This window comes from Bacillus sp. 2205SS5-2 (genome assembly GCF_037024155.1).
Lineage (GTDB): Bacteria > Bacillota > Bacilli > Bacillales > Bacillaceae_K > Bacillus_CI.
Genome location: NZ_JAYKTS010000014.1, coordinates 52885 through 71512 on the forward strand (window position 1 = coordinate 52885; position 18628 = coordinate 71512).

Here is an 18628-nt window from a genome sequence, read left to right on the forward strand (position 1 = left end):
TTAGAATTTTAAAAGAGAAAGTGACCGCCAGTATGGAAAATTAATATTTTTTCAAATGGAAGAACTATCAACCTGAAATCACAATCTTAAAGGTATGTAGGAACCTCTATCTGGTCTAGTAGCTTCAACAGGAAATACGATTGGTTTTCACCTAAGTGATCAAAAGATATATAAGCAGCCGGGCGCGTTTTAAGGAAGCCTTGGCTGCTTATTTCGTGTGATCACGGAAGTATTAATAAGATTGACATACTTCTGGTGAAAACGATAGTAGATAAAACATAATAAATACAGGTAACCAATCCATAGATTCTGTTGTTTGAGCCTGTAAACAGAGTAATAATCCACTAATGAAGCATAGTATTTGATGCTTTCATTAGAAAATCCCAAATCTGGTAATAATTTTTGATCAACCTGGTATAAAGAATGTCTTTGTTTCCCTCGTTCCATCTCACGCTTTATTTCGCCAGCACTAAAGTCCATTGATTCGTGTGAAAGCTGTGTAAATTCATACAGACCTTCAAAATCTTCAAGTAGTCGCTTCAAGGGATCGATATTAGTCTGTTTTAGGCGATATTGCATTATGACAATTAATCGCTTTTGTTAGTGGGTTATGGCTTTCCCTACCGATTCTTGCATAAAACTATAACCGGAGATAACTATGACCTGCTATGATAAATAATTCATGATTTCACGAAAGATAAAGATTGGTACCACAAAAAGTTACGGACTAATAAGCCCTTTTTTCAATTGTCGTTTTTCTTCGGCATTTCAACTGCGATAGTTAAAAAGTTCACGAATCAAGTGCTGCTTTATTAGCCTAGTATTTTTACCAACTACATATAGATTGACCAGTTCACGATAGTAAAATGCTTGTTTAGAATACACCTAAGATCCTCATCAACTTCTTTGAGGTCGAATGTGAAAAATTGGTGTTTCATTTTAAAAATATCCAAGCTCAAAGATAAAGAAGGCCTTAGAATTGACCAACGAAAACTTAACTTCTTTGATTATAAAATGTTTAATCAAACTATTTGGTGCTTGGTGAGAAAAAATTTTCTTATTAGACAACATAGATTCCTGAAACTGAAAATCGCTTCTAACTGTTAAACCATATAGCGGTGTGTCATATCGGAAAATTTCAATAACCTTAACATTTACCATCATGTAGAAGTGTTAATGTGTTCTTATGCATGTGGAACAATTACGTAATCTAGCTTCTTTTTAACCAATAGATCAATAGAATTCTCAAATGTTTCATGGAGGGAAACTTTGCAAATAGGAGAATTTTTAAAATGTTGTTCAATAAATGATTTTGCTGCAAACTCGCTACTCGTTCCTAAGGGACCTAAAGTTCCAATTGTGATGAACTCTTCGTTTAGAAACGTATTAGGATCAACATTGATACCTTCCACAAAAAAGCTACCACCAATCTGTTTTATTTCATAATAAATAAATTTCAAATTCTTATGTTAGTTATAATGTTAATAAATACAAACAAAAAATTCAATTAGTTTTTTGTTGACAATCACTAACTAAATCTGTAAAAATTAAAATAAAACGAGGTGAAGTATTGGATGATTAAGAGATTTTAGAAACAACATTGAAGAAATTGACTTTCAAATTCAAAATTTATTACATAAAACAGGAATATTGGAGAAGTAAAAAGTCAAAAGGGACGACCAATATATAATCCAATACGAGAAAAAGAATTTTTAGAAAAGATTACAGATAATAAGGATATGAAAATGTAATATGATGTGAGCGAGGTATACGTTGAATATTTCTTCCGTACCTATATTGAAAAACGAAACACACCTGCCAGTTTTAATAGATGTAACCCATTCAACTAGGCGAAAGGATCTTTTAATTCCTATGACTTGTGCTGCAATTGCAATTGGAGCAGATGGGAGTAATGGCTGAGGTACATCCTAACCTAGTCCTTGCACTGTCAGACTCTAATCAAGAGATGGATCTTATGGAATTTGATAATAATATGAATGAGGTACTACATTACGTAATCTCAAATAAATAAGAACAGGTGTAATAAACATAAAATGTATAAAATTTTATTACAGTTTGAAACCAGCTTAAATTATAGTCTGAACTTTCTATTGCATATATAGACTAGGTATTCAACTTAAAACCAGAGCCATCAAGTGCTAGATAGGAATGATAGGTATCACTCCCCATCATTGAAGCTTGTATGTTTGAAGAAGAACTTGCCATTGTGAGGAATAAAGAATGAACAACTGCACCTATGAACTCTACCAATTGGAAGCTGGGTCATCTACACTTCCAAACTACATATATATCATTGTAGATATCGCTACACTGGAAACAGCAATCGTTGATCCAGGATGGAATTTTGAATTAATTGAATCATTTTTTGAAAAAATAGGGGTTAAACCTTCTGCTATATTGCTAACACATTCTCACTTTGACCATGTGAACCTTGTGGAACCACTTGTTGAAAAATATGGCTCGTCAGTGTATATGTCTAGTGTAGAATGCGATTACTACCAATTTACAGCCCCAAAATTAATCTGCTTTGAGGATATGGAAGTCTTAATTCTGGGAAAAACACGTATCCAATGCTTAGTGACACCTGGTCATACTGCCGGCGGGGCTTGTTTTCTCCTCTCAGATGCTCTTTTCACTGGCGATACTGTTTTCATTGAAGGGTGTGGAATGTGCAATAAAGAGGGAGGTTCTCCAGACCAGATGTATGAGAGTTTTCAACGTATCAAAAAGACTGTTGCTCCACATATAAGAATTTATCCAGGTCATTCTTATGGGAAAATGCCAGGTTGCCGTTTTGATGAATTAGAGAAATACAATATCTATATTCTATTAAATTCAAAAGAACATTTTGTGAGGTTCAGAATGAGAAAAAATCAAGAACATCCACCTTTTAAAAAAACTAATTGGATTTAGTAACTTTTGTACCTATTTGTCTTATAGTTTACAAACTTTGAGGGGTGAATATGTATACCATAGTTCAATATAGTGAACATAATACAAATTGGATTGGGAATCAAAAAATCTGTAAAGTAGAGGATAAAACATGAAGGATAAGGTATCTAATTTACATCTCAATAGCACTCAAGAAGAAGCTGACATTAAAATTATCGAAAAGTTTGAATTAAATGTCGCTAAGTTTCCAACTTCAATGGCAATTATTGGAGATGGAATAGAGGTTACATATCAAGAATTTAACTCAAAAGCAAATCAATTAGCACGAACACTTAAATCCAAGGGAGTTGGACCTGAATGTCTCGTTGCAATAATGGCCGAACGTTCTCTAGAGATGATGATTGGTATTTGTGCAATATTGAAGGCTGGTGGTGCTTATGTTCCAATAGACCCAACCTATCCCCAGCATCGTGTTGATTACATTCTTAATGATAGTCAAGCAAAGATTGTGCTTGCTCAAAATAAATTCTTAAACTACTTCAATAACCATTACCATACTACTATTAATTTAAATGATGAAACATCATATGACTCAAATGGTGAAAATATAGGACATATTGGTTCTTCTTCCGACTTAGCTTATGTTATTTATACCTCTGGTTCCACAGGAAAACCTAAAGGTGTTATGGTGGAACATCGTTCAATGGTTAACGGACTCAACTGGCTACAGAAAACCTATCCGATTAACCAAAAAGATGTAGTAATGCAAAAAGCATCTATATCTTTTGATCTCTCTGTATGGGAGTTATTTTGGTGGATGTTCGCAGGTGCAACACTTTGTTTACTTAAGCCCGAAGGTGAAAAAGATCCGGAATCAATTATAAATGCAATTGATAAACATCAAGTCACTACTATATATTTCGTACCTTCGCTTTTGAATCTTTTTCTAAGTTATACGGCTAATCCTGATATAGTCAAAAAATTATCAAGCCTTAAGCGAGTATTTTCAATTGGAGAAGCCTTACAAAAAAATACTGTAGATATATTCGATGAGGGTATTACAGACCATAATAATACTCAATTAATTAATTTATACGGACCCACAGAAACTACTGTTCATGTGACTTACTACGATTGTTATGGTAAAGAGATGGATGGAGTAGTACCCATTGGTAAACCGATTGATAATACCCGATTATATATAGTAGATGAAAAAATGCGTTCTCTGTCATATGAACAAGTAGGGGAGTTATGTATAGCAGGAGTAGGATTGGCACGGGGCTACATAAATATGGAAGAGCTTACACGTGAAAAATTTGTTGAACATCCGTTTGATGGAGAAGAACGTCTTTACCGTACAGGAGACCTAGCTCGTTTGCTTCCTGATGGAAATGTTGAATATATCGGACGAATCGACAATCAAGTTAAAATTCGAGGATTTCGTATTGAAGTTGGGGAGGTAGAACATCAATTACGTGAGTTCGAGGAAGTTAGAGATGCAATAGTCATTGTTCGTCATGATAAGAAGCACCAACTGTATCTTTGTGGCTATGTTGTTCCTAAACAGGTAGTAACAGAGCAGAGTTTAAAAGAGAGGCTCAAGGATATTTTGCCTGGGTTTATGATTCCTGATCGTTTGGTTATGATTGAAACTTTCCCATTATCACCAAACGGTAAATTAGATCGCAAACAATTACCGGAACCTGAAGAAATTGAGAGCAATCATGAGTATGTTGCACCTCAGAATGAGATAGAGCAGACATTAGGGGAATTGTGGAAAGAAGAATTGGAAGTAGAGCAAATAAGCATCCATGATAATTTCTTTTATTTAGGGGGAAATTCACTAAAGGCAATTCATTTGAAGCTGAATATTCAAAAAATATTGCAAGTAAATGTTCCGTTACAAGTCATTTTCGAACATTCGACGATAAAGAGTTTAGCAAATTACATAATTGGTAGAGAAGGCAAGGAGGAGTATAGGCCGATTCTAAAAGCAATTAAAAAGCCTTATTATCCACTGTCCTCCGTCCAAAAAAGAATGTATATGCTTAATCAACTTGATCCAGCATCGGTAAATTATAATATTACTAATGTTTTTAAAATCAAAGGTTATGTAGATATCGGCACGCTGGAAAAAGCTTTGCATACACTCATCCAACGTCATGAAAGCTTGAGAACAAGATTTATGATAAAAGATAAAAATGCCGTGCAAATAATCCATGATAAGGTACCTTTTAATTTAGATTATGATGAGGTAGAAGTTAAAGAAGCTGACGAACTAATAAAACGATTTGTAAAACCTTTCGACTTATCACGCGCACCATTAATTAGAGCTAAATTAATAAAGTTAGATGACTATCAATCTATTTTTATTCTGGATTATCACCATATTATTGCTGATGGTGTATCTACTAATATCATAATTGATGAGTTATCCCAATTGTACGCAGGGAAACCTCTGAAACCAATTTCCATTCAGTACGCAGATTACACTCAATGGTACCAAGAGCAGTTAGATAGCAATACATTTGCTGCTCAAGAAAAATATTGGTTGGAAAGTTACTCAAATGACCCACCTGTTTTAAATCTTCCAACGGATTTTAAACGACCTGACGTACAGAAATTTGAAGGAGCAAAAGTTTCTTTTGAAATTGATAGTGGTTTGACAGAGCACTTACTTAAGGTGGCAAGAGATAATCAAGCAACTCTTTATATGACGTTATTAACGGCTTTTAAAATGTTATTAAGTCGGTATACAGATCAAGAAACAATTATTGTGGGGAGCCCAATCGAAAATAGACAACATCCAGATTTAGATATGACCGTAGGAATGTTTGCAAATACACTTGTCATAAAATCAGTAATTGATCTAGAAAAGAACTTTGAAGAACAATTAAGTTTTATTAAAGAGGAATCTTTACGTATATACGAGAATCAGAATTATCCACTTGAGGATCTAATTAAGCAGATCAATCTGCAGAAAGACATTAGTCGTAATCCCTTGTTTGATGTCATGTTTGTATTACAGAATATGAAAGGAAGTCGACTATCATTAGGAGAGGCCCAAGTAAGACCATATAATTTTGATTTTAAGACATCCAAAGTAGACCTCAGCCTAATTGCTATAGAAAAAAATGATGGTATATCTTTTGACTTAGAATATAGTACGAATCTGTTTAAAGTAGAAACAATTGAACGTATAGTTCGGCACTTTGTAAAACTATTAAATGAGGTAACTAAAAATTCTACTAAGCCAATTAAAGATATTGATATTTTATCCCAAGCTGAGAAACGACAAATATTGGTTGAGTTCAATCAAAATAGTACCAATTTTCCTAAAAATAAGACGATTCAGGAGTTGTTTGAAGAGCAAGTAATAAAGTTCCCTGAACAGATAGCTGTTTCCTTAGATGGGGAGAATTTGACATATGCTGAATTAAATCAGCGAGCCAATAGTCTTGCGCAGCTTTTACGACAAAATGGAGTTTTACCAAGTCAATTAGTTGGTTTAATGTTAGAACGCTCACTTGAAATGATAGTTAGTATGCTTGGAGTGTTAAAAGCAGGAGGTGCTTATCTTCCCATAGACCTAGATTATCCAAGTGAACGAATTGCTTTCTTGTTAAAAGATAGTCGAACTAATCTTTTGTTGACATCCTCACACCTGGCAAAGAGTAACGAATTTTCTGGAAAAACTCTTTGTATTGATCAAATCTCTTTCAATCGTGAGTATATCCAAAACCTTGAAGTGAAAAACCAGGCTAGGGATTTATCTTATGTAATGTATACATCAGGTACAACAGGTGTGCCTAAAGGGGTGTGTATTAGTCATCGTAACGTTATTCGATTGGTCAAAAATACTAATTATATCCCTTTTTCTTCAGACACACGAATATTACAAACCGGAGCATTTGGGTTTGATGCGACTACATTTGAGGTCTGGGGAGCTTTGCTAAATGGGGGAACTCTATACCTTATTGATAAGGAAGGGCTCTTGGATACCACCCTATTGAAGCAAACGATTATAACAACCTCAGTTAATACAATGTGGCTAACTTCACCACTTTTTAATCAATTAGTAGACAAAGATGTTTCCCTGTTTACCTCCATGAAGTATTTGATTGTAGGTGGGGATGAATTATCGCCAAATCATATCAACCGAGTAAGAGAAGAGTGCCAGCAATTGAAGGTTATTAATGGTTATGGGCCCACAGAGAACACAACTTTCTCAACTACTTATGAGATAGAGCGATATTTTGAAAATAGAATTCCCATTGGGAAACCAATTTCAAACACGCAAGCTTATATTTTAAATAAGTACAATCATGTACAGCCGGTTGGAGTAATTGGTGAATTGTACTTAGGTGGCGATGGATTAACAAGTGGTTATTTTAAAAGACCAGAACTCACAAAGAAAAAATTTATCAATAACCCATTTAATAAAATTGAAAAGTTATACAAAACTGGTGATATGGCAAAATGGCTTCCTGACGGAAACATAGAGTTTTTGGGGAGGGTTGATCATCAGGTGAAGATTAGAGGATTTAGAATTGAGCCTGGTGAAGTGGAGAATAAATTATTAACTCACAATGCAGTTAATAAGGCAATTGTAATAGTAAAAGAGCATCCTATGAGTGGACAAAAATACCTCTGTGCCTATTACACGACTACAGGGAATGTTGAGGCTGATCATCTAGATTTAAGAGAGTATCTTCGTCAATCTTTACCTGCTTTTATGGTACCGGATCATTTTCTTTACTTAAAGGAGTTTCCGCTAAATACAAATGGAAAAGTAGACCGAAAAATATTGCCAGAGCCTTCTCACCAAGGAGCAATCAATAATGCATATACAGCACCAAGGAATGAAACAGAAATGAAATTAGTTAAGCTCTGGGAGCAAGCTCTAGGTGTTGAAAAGGTTAGTGTAATTGACCATTTCTATGAATTAGGTGGGAATTCTTTATCTGCAACACTTTTACATGCTTATATCCAGAAGGAATTTGGAATCCGTCTGTCTTTATCAAGTATTCTGAAAAATCCAACAATCGAAATTATGGCAAAACAAATTAGAAATGATATACATCAAAATGTGATGGAGATTCCAGTTGCACAAACAAAAAAATATTACCCAATGTCTTCTCAACAAGGAAGAATGTTTACCCAACAGGAGATGAATCCTGAACTGACCAACTACAATGTATTAACTACTGTCACACTAGGACAATCGTTAGATATAACAAGATTCAAGAATGTGTTGCAACATTTGATTGATCGTCATGAATCATTAAGAACGTCATTTGAATATGAGAATGGACAAGTACACCAAAAGGTTTGGGAGAAGGTTGTATTAGATTTGGAATATTATGATTCTGAAGATGATTTACATAAAACTCCATTTATGCGATCTTTCGACTTATCTCAAGCCCCATTGCTAAGAGTGGGATTGGTTAAGGTGGACAACACAACTTACAAACTCATCATAGATATGCACCATATTATTATTGATGGACTCTCTTTAATAATCTTTTTTAAAGAGCTGCAAGCATTATATGAGGGGAAAATGCTTCCTGAGCTCAATTTACAGTACAAGGACTATTCTGAATGGATGAATCAAGTGCGGGGACATGAAATTGAAGCAAGACAAGCTACATTTTGGTCAGATGTCTTTAAAGAACCGTCTCCAATTTTAGAATTACCAACTGACCAAAAGAGACTGGATAATCCCAATTTGTCTGGTGCATTTCTTACTTTTGAAATTAATGTGCAGCAAACTTCTGCCTTACGCAGTTTCGCATTAAAGGAAGAAGCAACTCTTTTTCAAATCCTTGTCTCAATTTATAACGTATTCCTAATGAAGATTACAGGTCAAGAAGATATTGTAATTGGAACACCAGTATCCGGAAGGAATTACCCGAGTTTGGAAAATGTAATAGGTATGTTTGTAAACACATTATGCCTTAGGAATTATCCACGACAAGATATTACTTTCAGTACCTTCGTTCGTAATGTTAAACAAAGAACCATTGATGTTTTTGAGAATCAAGATTATCCATTCGAAAAGTTAGTTAGTGAAGTGGTCAAGGATCGCCGATACAATCATAATCCACTTTTCAACACTATGATCGCACTACAAAGTTTTGACTTATATAAGATGAATTTCCTTGGTGGAAATATTCAATTGTCTAATGAGCATGGACACTTTGCCATGTTTGATTTAAATATGCAAATTTATGAAAGTGAAGACCAATTAGTAATTGATTGGGAATACGTTAAACAGTTATTTTCAACAGAAACTATGACGAACTTTCAAAGATATTTTATTGAAATTATTGATGTAGTTATCCAAAATCCGGATGTGAAACTAGCAGATATTCAACTGTCCATATTTCCAAAAACAAATAAAATGGAAGTGACGAACTTTAATTTTTCCTTTTAAAAGGGAAAAATGTAAGTATGTGGATTTGAGAGGAGTGACTTAAATGAGCAGAGCGCAATTCATTAAAAGTAATCGAAAGGTTATTGCCAAACAGCAAGTGCAAGAAGGAACGTATTGGAGAGAGAAATTGATGGGGTTAACAAAAGTAGCATGTTTTCCATCTGACACTTTTCAACCCAAATCTCAGGAAGAAATTGTATCTCCTAATTATAAATTTTCAGAAGATTTATGGGAGCAAGTGAAAAAGGTCAGTAATAATAATGATCATGCTTTGCATGTAGTACTTGCGTCTGCTGTTACGGTACTTCTTTATAAATACACCGGACTGGAAGACATAGTTATTGGGCAACCAGTACCTAATCCTCAATCGGAGAATCTGATGAATGATAGTCTTGTCGTAAGGAGTAGGTTAGAAGCAGACATGACTTTTAAAGACCTTTTAATCCAGATGAGGCAAACTGTTTTAGATGCTGCGGGGCACCAAAATTATCCGATGGACGTTTTAGCAGAAGAATTAGAGTTAAAAACGACTTCTGGAGAAAACCCGTTCTTTGAGACCGGAGTTCAACTTGAAAATATTCATGTCTCTACATTTAAAGAAGTCCCCCCTTTTCTCTTTTCCTTTATAAAAGAAGAGAGCGGAATAACTCTTAGAATCAAGTATAATTCGGTCTCTTATCGACAAGAGACGATTGATAGGGTAGTGAGTCACTTTTTTAGAGTGCTAGAACAGGTGTTGAGTAACTTAGAAACTAATTTGTTAGAAGTTGTCCTTTTAACAGTGAGCGATAACAAGTGGGTAATTAATTACAATAAAACAAAATTAAACTTTGATTCGAACCTTATCATGGGTGAATTTGAAGTACGAGCTGCTCAGAGGCCAACAGCACTAGCGATAGTTTGCGACGATATCCACCTTACTTATCAAGATTTAAATGCTAGAGCCAACAGGTTGGCAAGAACACTTAGAGATAAAGGGGTCCAACCGGATGGAATGGTTCCAATAATTGCAGAACGCTCTGTAGAGATGATTGTCGGAATATTCGCTATCCTTAAGGCGGGTGGCGCTTACATTCCTATTAACCCCAAAGACCCTCTGTCTCGAGTGAAGTATTTCCTTGAAGATAGTCATGCAGAAGTGGTCCTAACACAATCAAAGTTCATGGATATTCTAGAAGATGGATATGAAAAGATAAATCTAGACGATGATGCCTCTTATGCTGATGATCAGAGCGACTTAGTGTGTGTGAACAGGGAGACAGATTTAGCATATGTCATCTATACGTCTGGTTCCACAGGAAAACCCAAGGGTGTTATGGTTGAACACAGCAATTTGAATCATATTCTGACAGCGTTAGAAGAGAGATATCCATTTGAATCCGAGGATTGTTACTTATTGAAAACGCCGTTTACTTTTGATGTATCTGTAAGTGAAGTGTTCGGATGGATTCGTGGAGGTGGTCATCTTGTCATACTCGAACCAGAAGCGGAAAAGGATCCTGATAAACTGTTGAGCGTATTAGGACGATCAAATGTAACACACGTAAATTTTGTACCAGCATTATTAAATGTCTTCACTCAGCAACTTGAAAACCGGATCGATAGAAGCTTGCCGGCATTAAAGTACGTAATGGTGGCAGGAGAAGCACTTCCAATTAAAGTGGCTTACAATTTTAAGGAAATGCTTGAAGATGTGTGTCTGGAAAATCTATACGGGCCAACGGAAATTACAATCTATGCTACAAACTATCCTGTTGTGGGGGACTTTGGACACAGGAGCATCCCCATAGGTAAACCATTACCCAATGTACAGGCTTATATTGTGAACGAGAAGTTAAACCTTCAGCCAATTGGGGTGACTGGAGAATTATGTATTTCTGGTAGCGGTGTTGCCCGTGGTTACTTAAATCGTCATGAACTGAGTGATGAAAAGTTTGTTCCTTGCCCTTGGCAACCTGGAATGAAGATGTATAGAACTGGGGATATGGTACGTTGGCAATCTAATGGAGACATTGAGTATTTGGGACGGATTGACCACCAAGTTAAAATTCGTGGTTATCGAATTGAGTTGGAGGAAATCGAAAGGGTTCTCATGGAGCACCCTTCAGTGCAAGAAGCATTGACAATTGTCCATGAAGATAAGGTAGGAGACAAAAGCCTTGTCATGTATGTGGTCCAGAAGGCTAAAAATAAAATACAATCGACTGAATTGAGACAGTACTTGAAAGGGATACTTCCAGAATATATGGTCCCTTCAGCTTGTATGTTCTTAGAGGCTTTTCCACTAAATCAAAATGGGAAGGTGGACCGACAGGCTTTACCCGATCCGGTTGAATCAAGTTTTGAACTGTCGGAATATGTAGCACCAAGGAACACGGTAGAACAAGTAATTACAGATGTGTGGTGTGAAGTCTTGGGAAATGAAAAAGTCGGAGTCCATGACAACTTTTTTACTATAGGTGGACACTCTTTGTTAGCAACTACAGTAGTTTATCGTCTACGTTCGGCTCTAAATACAGAGCTCTCAATGCAAACCCTGTTTGAACACCCGAGCGTCGCTAAGTTAGCGCTAGTAGTTGAGGGAAATAAGAAAACTCCTATTAAAAATGGTAGGCAACGAATTTCTAAGCTATCTCGTGAAAGCCATCTTTTGAACTAGTTGCTAATCTGTTAATATTTGGAATAAAAAAGGAGGGATCTCAATGAAGGAAGCATCTCATCATTCAACAGAGGAAGTTTTATTGAAAGAAAGAACAGATGAAGTTTATTCATTTGATGCTTCATTTGCTCAGAAAAGATTATGGTTAATTGACCAATTACTAGAAGATAAGTTTGTCTATAATATTCCTACTACCATACGACTACAGGGCATTATTCAGATAGAAGCACTGAAGAGAGCATTCAGTCAAATCGTTAATCGCCATGATACTTTACGTACAACGTTTCGTGAGGTAGATGGAGAAATTGTACAAATCGTTCGAGAAAGACTTGAATGGGAAATTCAAATTGATGATCTATCCTCTTTGGAGGGGAATGTGTGTTGGGAGCATGCAATTAATTTAGCTGAAAAAGAGGCTGAAACCGCTTTTGACCTACAGCAAGGACCTCTGTTTCATATACGACTAATTCGTCTTAATGAAAAGGACCATCTACTACTTATTAATCTACATCATATTATTTCGGACGGTTGGTCCACAGATATACTGAAAAGGGAATTGTCACAACTTTATAAGGCATTTATCCATCAGGAAAAAATTGAACTTGAGGAGATGCCAATCCAATATGCAGATTACGCTCATTACCAAAAAGAACAGTTACATGGAGAAGAATATGAATCGCAGCTCCAATTTTGGAAGAATAAACTTTCTGGTGAGCTCCCAGTATTACAATTGTCTTCAGCTACTCCACAATCAAGCAAACGAGGGAACAGAGGGGAAACATTTGAATTTACGGTAAATCCTATAGTTAGTCATGCAATCAAACAATTTAGTCAAAGAGAGAAAACGACTAATTTTATGACATTGTTTGCTGCATATAATGTTTGGCTGTACAGGTATGCTAATCAGACTGACTTAATTGTTGGTATACCAGTAGCAGGTCGTGAATGGGAAGAGGTAGAAGGATTAATTGGTTTTTTTATAAATAATTTAGTTATTCGTAGTCAAATTGATGAAAATGTATCTTTCCATAGTTTTCTACAGAATGTAAAAAAGAACATTATAGAAGCTTATTCTAATCAAGATGTTCCATTTGAAAAAGTAGTGGAAATTGTCCAACCAGATCGTGATATTCATATGTCGCCGATCTTTCAGAATATGTTCTCGCTTCGCTTTACGGATACTACTTTTGCTATGGAAGGCCTTCAAGCTGAGGTTATTGATGTCGATCGTCATTCTGCAAAATTTGATTTACTGATGGAGATGGCGGAATCCGAAGATGGATTTACAGGGACCTTAGAATATAGTACGGACCTGTTTGATAGGGAAACTATCAAGAAAATGGTAAATCATTTCTTGAATATATTAGAGGGAATAACTAAAAATGCAGATAAAAGCGTAGCTCGATTACCGATGTTAACTGAAGAGGAAGTCCATCAACAGGTACACTTATGGAATCAGACAGATTTAGATTATCCTTTTACAAGTGTACAGGAAGGCTTCGAGGTGTGGGCTTCTCGTAAACCAAAGGAAATTGCTATTGTATTCGGTGAAGAAACAGTATCGTATAGAGAATTAAATCGTAAAGCCAATCAATTAGCTCATAAATTACAGTCACTTGGTGTTGGGTTAGACACATTAGTTGGTATTTGTTTGGAATCTACTCCTGATATGGTAATTAGTATGCTTGCTGTACAAAAGGCAGGAGGTGCTTACGTCCCACTTGACCCTTCATTGCCAGTTGAGAGACGTCGTTATATGGTAGAGCGAGCAGGGTTGAAGGTGTTGGTAACAAAACAAGTCTGGGCAGAGAAGTTACCTGTAGGGGCCGAGGTAACAGTTGTGTGTCTAGATAGTGAGGCAAGACTATTGGCAGCTGAATCAGAAGATAATCTGCAGAGTAAAGCGGATGCAATGAACCGTATGTACGTAATCTTCACCTCAGGTTCTACTGGAGAACCAAAGGGCGTAAATGTCTTTAGAAGAGGCTTTGAAAACTTAATGCAATGGTATATTGGGGAATTCCAGATGACTGATTCCGATAGCATGTTGTTGACTACTTCACCTAGTTTTGATATGACGCAAAAAAGTATCTACGCCCCACTTATGACAGGCGGACAACTAGTGTTGTATAATTCGGGACTTTATGATGCAGCAGCGATAACGAATGAGATTGAAAAGAATAACATTACATTGCTAAGCTGCACACCAAGTGCGTTTTACCCATTGTTGGACGAAGCTGTTAGAAATAACTATTCCGAATTAAGAAAGTTGCGCCATGTTTTTCTAGGGGGGGAACCTATAGTTGCCAATCGCTTGTCATCGTGGACCTCATCAAGTGCATGTAATGCAGAAGTGGTCAATACATACGGTCCTACAGAATGTACTGATATTACTGTATTTAAGCGTTTGCCAGATATGGAATTATTACTAGATAAGCCAATGCCAATTGGGCGACCTGTTCCTAATAATAAAACCTACATTTTGAATAGTGAATTGGGCCTTGTACCGGTAGGGACACCGGGGGAATTGTGCATAGCAGGAGTACAAGTAGGTGGAGGTTACATTGGCGATAACACCATTTCTGCTGAAAAGTTTCTCGTCAATCCCTATGGAGATGACCAAACTCCACTTTTGTACAGAACCGGGGATATTGCAAGGTACTTACAAGATGGAACAATTGAGTATTTAGGCCGAATAGATCATCAAGTGAAGATTCGGGGATTTCGGATTGAGTTAGGAGAAATAGAGGTGGCACTAAGAAAATGCGATGGTGTCAAGGAATCAGTAGTCGTGGCAACGGAAAATCAACATGGAGAGAAACGCTTAGTGGCTTATATTGTTCCAAAAGAGAAAATGTTGTCAGAAGATGAGCTTTCAACTCGGTTACGGAATGATCTTCTAGGTAAGTTACCAAACTACATGGTTCCGTCACTATTTATCTTTCTAGACGAAATGCCCTTATCTCCGAATGGAAAGATAGAGCGAAAGGCTTTGCCTGTTCCAAAGATACTAAATGGACAGGGGCGGCTATACACAGCACCTCGTACGGCACTTGAAATGAAAATGGCAGATATTTGGATGAGTTTATTAGATGTTGAAAGAATAGGTGTTTATGATAATTTTTTCGAGTATGGTGGTCATTCGCTTTTGGCGACACAACTCGTTTCTCGTTTACGATCTGTTTTAGATACAAATATTACTCTTCGTGCTTTGTTTGATAATCCGACAATTGCTGAACTAGCATCTGATGTCTTTTCTAATAAACCAGAGGTAAGTAAGTTAGAATCAGAACTCAACCATAGGAAAGAAGATATTCTACAGATGTCTCGAGAAGGGAAAATTCCACTATCGTTTTCGCAGAAAAGATTATGGTTCTTAGATCGACTAGAACCCGAGAGTATAGCTTATAACTTATTCTCAGCTTTTCGCATAGAGGGGACTGTGGATAAACAAGCACTTGAAATTTGTCTAAACCAAATTGTTGAACGACATGAATCACTTAGGACAACTTTTAAGGATGAAGATGATCCAGTACAGATAATATCCCCTACTCTTCATATTCCAATAACATTAAAAGATTTTCGTGAAACGGAAGAAGAAAAGAAGAGTTTAGAAGTAGAGAGATTTATTTTAAAAGAAACTAGTCGGTCATTCGATTTAGAGAGAGGACCTCTACTTAATGTGAGCTTGTTATGGTTAGGCGAAGGGGATTATATCCTATTAGTTTCAATGCATCACATTATTTCTGACGGATGGTCAATTGGATTGTTAATACAAGAATTAGGTGAGTTGTACTCAGCTTATCTCCGTGGGAAACCTGCAACTTTACCGGAGTTATCTGTTCAGTATGCAGATTATGCCAAATGGCAAAACATTGAGGGAAGCAGAGATATCTTTAAACATCTTACTGCATATTGGTCTAAGCAATTGGGTGGGGAACTACCAATATTGGAGCTACCATCCGATAATCCAAGACCTAACCGACAAGCATTCCGTGGTGGCCGTACAACGGTACAAATTCAAAAAGACACCATTAAAAAGCTAAAAGAACTTAGTCGTAAGAGAGAGGTTACAGATTTTATGGTGTTCCTCTCAGCCTTCAGTGTGTTGCTAAATCGATTAAGCAAACAAGAAGACATGATTATTGGAACACCTATTGCAGGACGAACCCAAACAGAAACAGAACCATTGATTGGTTGCTTTATCAATACTCTGGCACTCCGAATTGACCTTTCGGAAAAACCAACATTTGAAGAAGTACTTAAACGGGTACGTAAGGTTTGCTTAGATGCCTATGCTCATCAGGAAATGCCATTCGAGAAGTTAGTAGAGATTATTCAGCCAGAGCGTAGTCTAAGTCGTAATCCTATCATTGATGTGATGATTAATTTAGTAAATATACCTAATAAAACTGCACAATGGCAGGATGTCACTCTATCTCAAATGGATGTAGGAGATCCACAATCCAAGTTTGGTCTCACACTTTATATACATGAGACGAGAGATGGCATAGAGATGGAGTTTGTTTACCAAAAGGATCTTTATAGTGAAGAGAGAATTAAAGAACTTTCAAATCAATACACCTCACTATTAAAACAGATGGTCGATTTCAGTGAGTTGCCGATTTGTTCTTATTCTCTGAAAACAGATAAAAGCATAGAAATTTTACCTAATCCAAAAGCAAAATTAGAAAAACCGTTATACCCATCTGTTCCTGAAATGTTCAGTAGGGTTGCTCTTGAAAATCCAAATCAGATAGCCATTAGCCATCAAGGAAATAAGAAAAATTATGGTGAATTGGCTGAAGCAGCTCAAAGTGTTGCCCTTAGTCTTCATGCTGGAGGATTAAATAAAGGTGAAGTCGTAGCCATTAGTGGACCACGCAGTATGGGTCTTATCGCTAGCATGTTGGGTGTGTTATTCGCAGGCGGTACTGTGTTAACCATTGAAAAAAACATGCAACTTGAGAGAAGGCAAACAATTCTGCTTTCATCAAGTGTTAATAGACTGATTTATGTTGGGAGTAAAAGTCAGGCCGAAGACGAGTCTTTTTTTACAAATTATGAATGGAAAGAGGTTTATTACATTGACTCGATGAATGGTAACCTTCTAACTAATTCAATAGATTCAAAGAGCATAGAGATAGCTAGTTTTACACTACCACAACCAGAAGATCCAGCTTATATTTTCTTTACTTCCGGAACAACTGGCATGCCTAAAGGTGTTATTGGAAAGCACAGTGGACTGGGACATTTCCTTGTATGGCAACGAGAAAAATTTGGGATAGGACCAGGAGATCGTGCCGCCCAGTTAACAGGCCTTTCTTTTGATGTTGTATTACGGGATATTTTACTTCCATTGACAAGTGGAGCGACGATTTGTTTGCCGGATGTAGAAGAAGATTTATCTGCTTTACAGGTTTTACCTTGGCTGAAAAGAGAGAAGGTTACTTATTTTCATACTGTACCTAGCTTGGCAAAGTCATGGTTAGAAATTGAAAACATTAAGCTTAATCATCTACGTTACGTTTTCTTTGCAGGAGAACCTCTCACAGCAGACTTAGTTCATTCGTGGCGCACTAATTTTGGTGAACATACCAAAATTATCAACTTATATGGCCCAACTGAAACAACTTTGGCAAAATGTTATTTCGAAGTTCCAAATACGGATGAGTTGTCATCTGTACAACCAATTGGACAACCACTTCCTGAAACTCAAATATTAGTATTAAACACAGAATTGCAGCTTTGTGGTATCGGTGAACCAGGTGAAATGTTCATTCGAACACCTTTTAGAACTCTTGGTTATCTTCAATCTGATGAAAAAGATAGTGCTCTTTTTATACCGAACCCTTTCACAGATGATCCAAAAGATATTTTATATAGAACTGGAGATATGGGTATTTATCGCACAGATGGATTACTGGATATTAAAGGTAGGCTAGATGATCAAATCAAAATCCGGGGAATTCGTGTAGAGTTAGGAGAAATTCAATCTATTATTTCTAGTCACCCTCTTGTTAAAGAATCAGTAGTCATTACTGTGTTAGCAACTAACGGTGACAAAAGAATTGCAGCCTATTTCGTTCCTCATGATGATTTGGTGGAAATCGCTGAATTGCGAGCTTATGTCAAAGAAAAAATACCTTCTTTTATGGTTCCGGGGGCATTTATAAAGATTAAAGCAATTCCACTTAATGCGAATGGAAAAGTGGATCGTCGAAATCTTCCTGACCCGACTATTTCATTTAATGAGCGGGTTTCTGTATTATCTATCTCTCCAAAAACAGAGATAGAAGAGAAGATAGGAGAAGTATGGAAAGAGTTGCTTGGAGTGAAGCATGTTGGTATTCATGATAATTTCTTTGACATAGGAGGACATTCTTTACTTATTCTCCAAGCTAAGACAAAACTAGCCAAGCTGTTGCGACGAGATATTCCTTTAGTAGACTTTTTTCAATACCCAACAATTTCTTCCTTAGCAACACAACTTACTAAAGAAGGGGAGGAATCATTACGATTTGAAAAATTTAAGAGCCGTGGTAGTAACCGACGAAATGCTTTACAAAAACGTCGTAATAAGAGAAATACAAAGAAATAATAGTAGACAAAGGGGAAGG

General features: G+C 36.5%; 6 protein-coding genes and 1 pseudogene. 5 read left to right on the plus strand and 2 right to left on the minus strand.

From position 1 onward, the window contains the following. Positions 1-189 precede the first annotated feature (189 nt). Both U8D43_RS11080 and U8D43_RS11085 read right to left on the minus strand, forming a co-directional pair. Positions 190-579, minus strand: a complete 390-nt coding sequence (locus tag U8D43_RS11080) for a hypothetical protein (protein ID WP_335871243.1) — start codon at positions 577-579, stop codon at positions 190-192. Between the two features lie 605 nt (positions 580-1184). Continuing rightward, positions 1185-1412, minus strand: coding sequence for a hypothetical protein (locus tag U8D43_RS11085; RefSeq protein ID WP_335871244.1), 228 nt, complete (start codon positions 1410-1412; stop codon positions 1185-1187). A 352-nt stretch (positions 1413-1764) separates the two neighbouring features. On the opposite strand from U8D43_RS11085, the pseudogene U8D43_RS11090 reads away from it, so the two are divergent. The 5 genes and pseudogenes from U8D43_RS11090 to U8D43_RS11110 all read left to right on the plus strand — a co-directional run. Continuing rightward, positions 1765-2032: pseudogene (locus tag U8D43_RS11090) on the plus strand (bifunctional 3-deoxy-7-phosphoheptulonate synthase/chorismate mutase); the annotation flags it as partial. Between the two features lie 209 nt (positions 2033-2241). Further along, a complete protein-coding gene (locus U8D43_RS11095) occupies positions 2242-2934 on the plus strand; it encodes an MBL fold metallo-hydrolase (protein WP_335871245.1) in 693 nt (230 codons plus the stop codon). A 130-nt stretch (positions 2935-3064) separates the two neighbouring features. Further along, positions 3065-9349, plus strand: a complete 6285-nt coding sequence (locus U8D43_RS11100) for a non-ribosomal peptide synthetase (protein WP_335871246.1) — start codon at positions 3065-3067, stop codon at positions 9347-9349. Positions 9350-9392: 43 nt separating this feature from the next. Continuing rightward, on the plus strand, positions 9393-12008 hold the full coding sequence (locus U8D43_RS11105) for a non-ribosomal peptide synthetase (RefSeq protein ID WP_335871247.1): 2616 nt from the start codon (positions 9393-9395) through the stop codon (positions 12006-12008). A 43-nt stretch (positions 12009-12051) separates the two neighbouring features. Beyond that, positions 12052-18609 carry a non-ribosomal peptide synthetase gene (locus U8D43_RS11110; protein ID WP_335871248.1) on the plus strand — a complete coding sequence of 2186 codons (6558 nt, stop codon included), beginning with the start codon at positions 12052-12054 and terminating at the stop codon, positions 18607-18609. Positions 18610-18628: the final 19 nt, after the last annotated feature.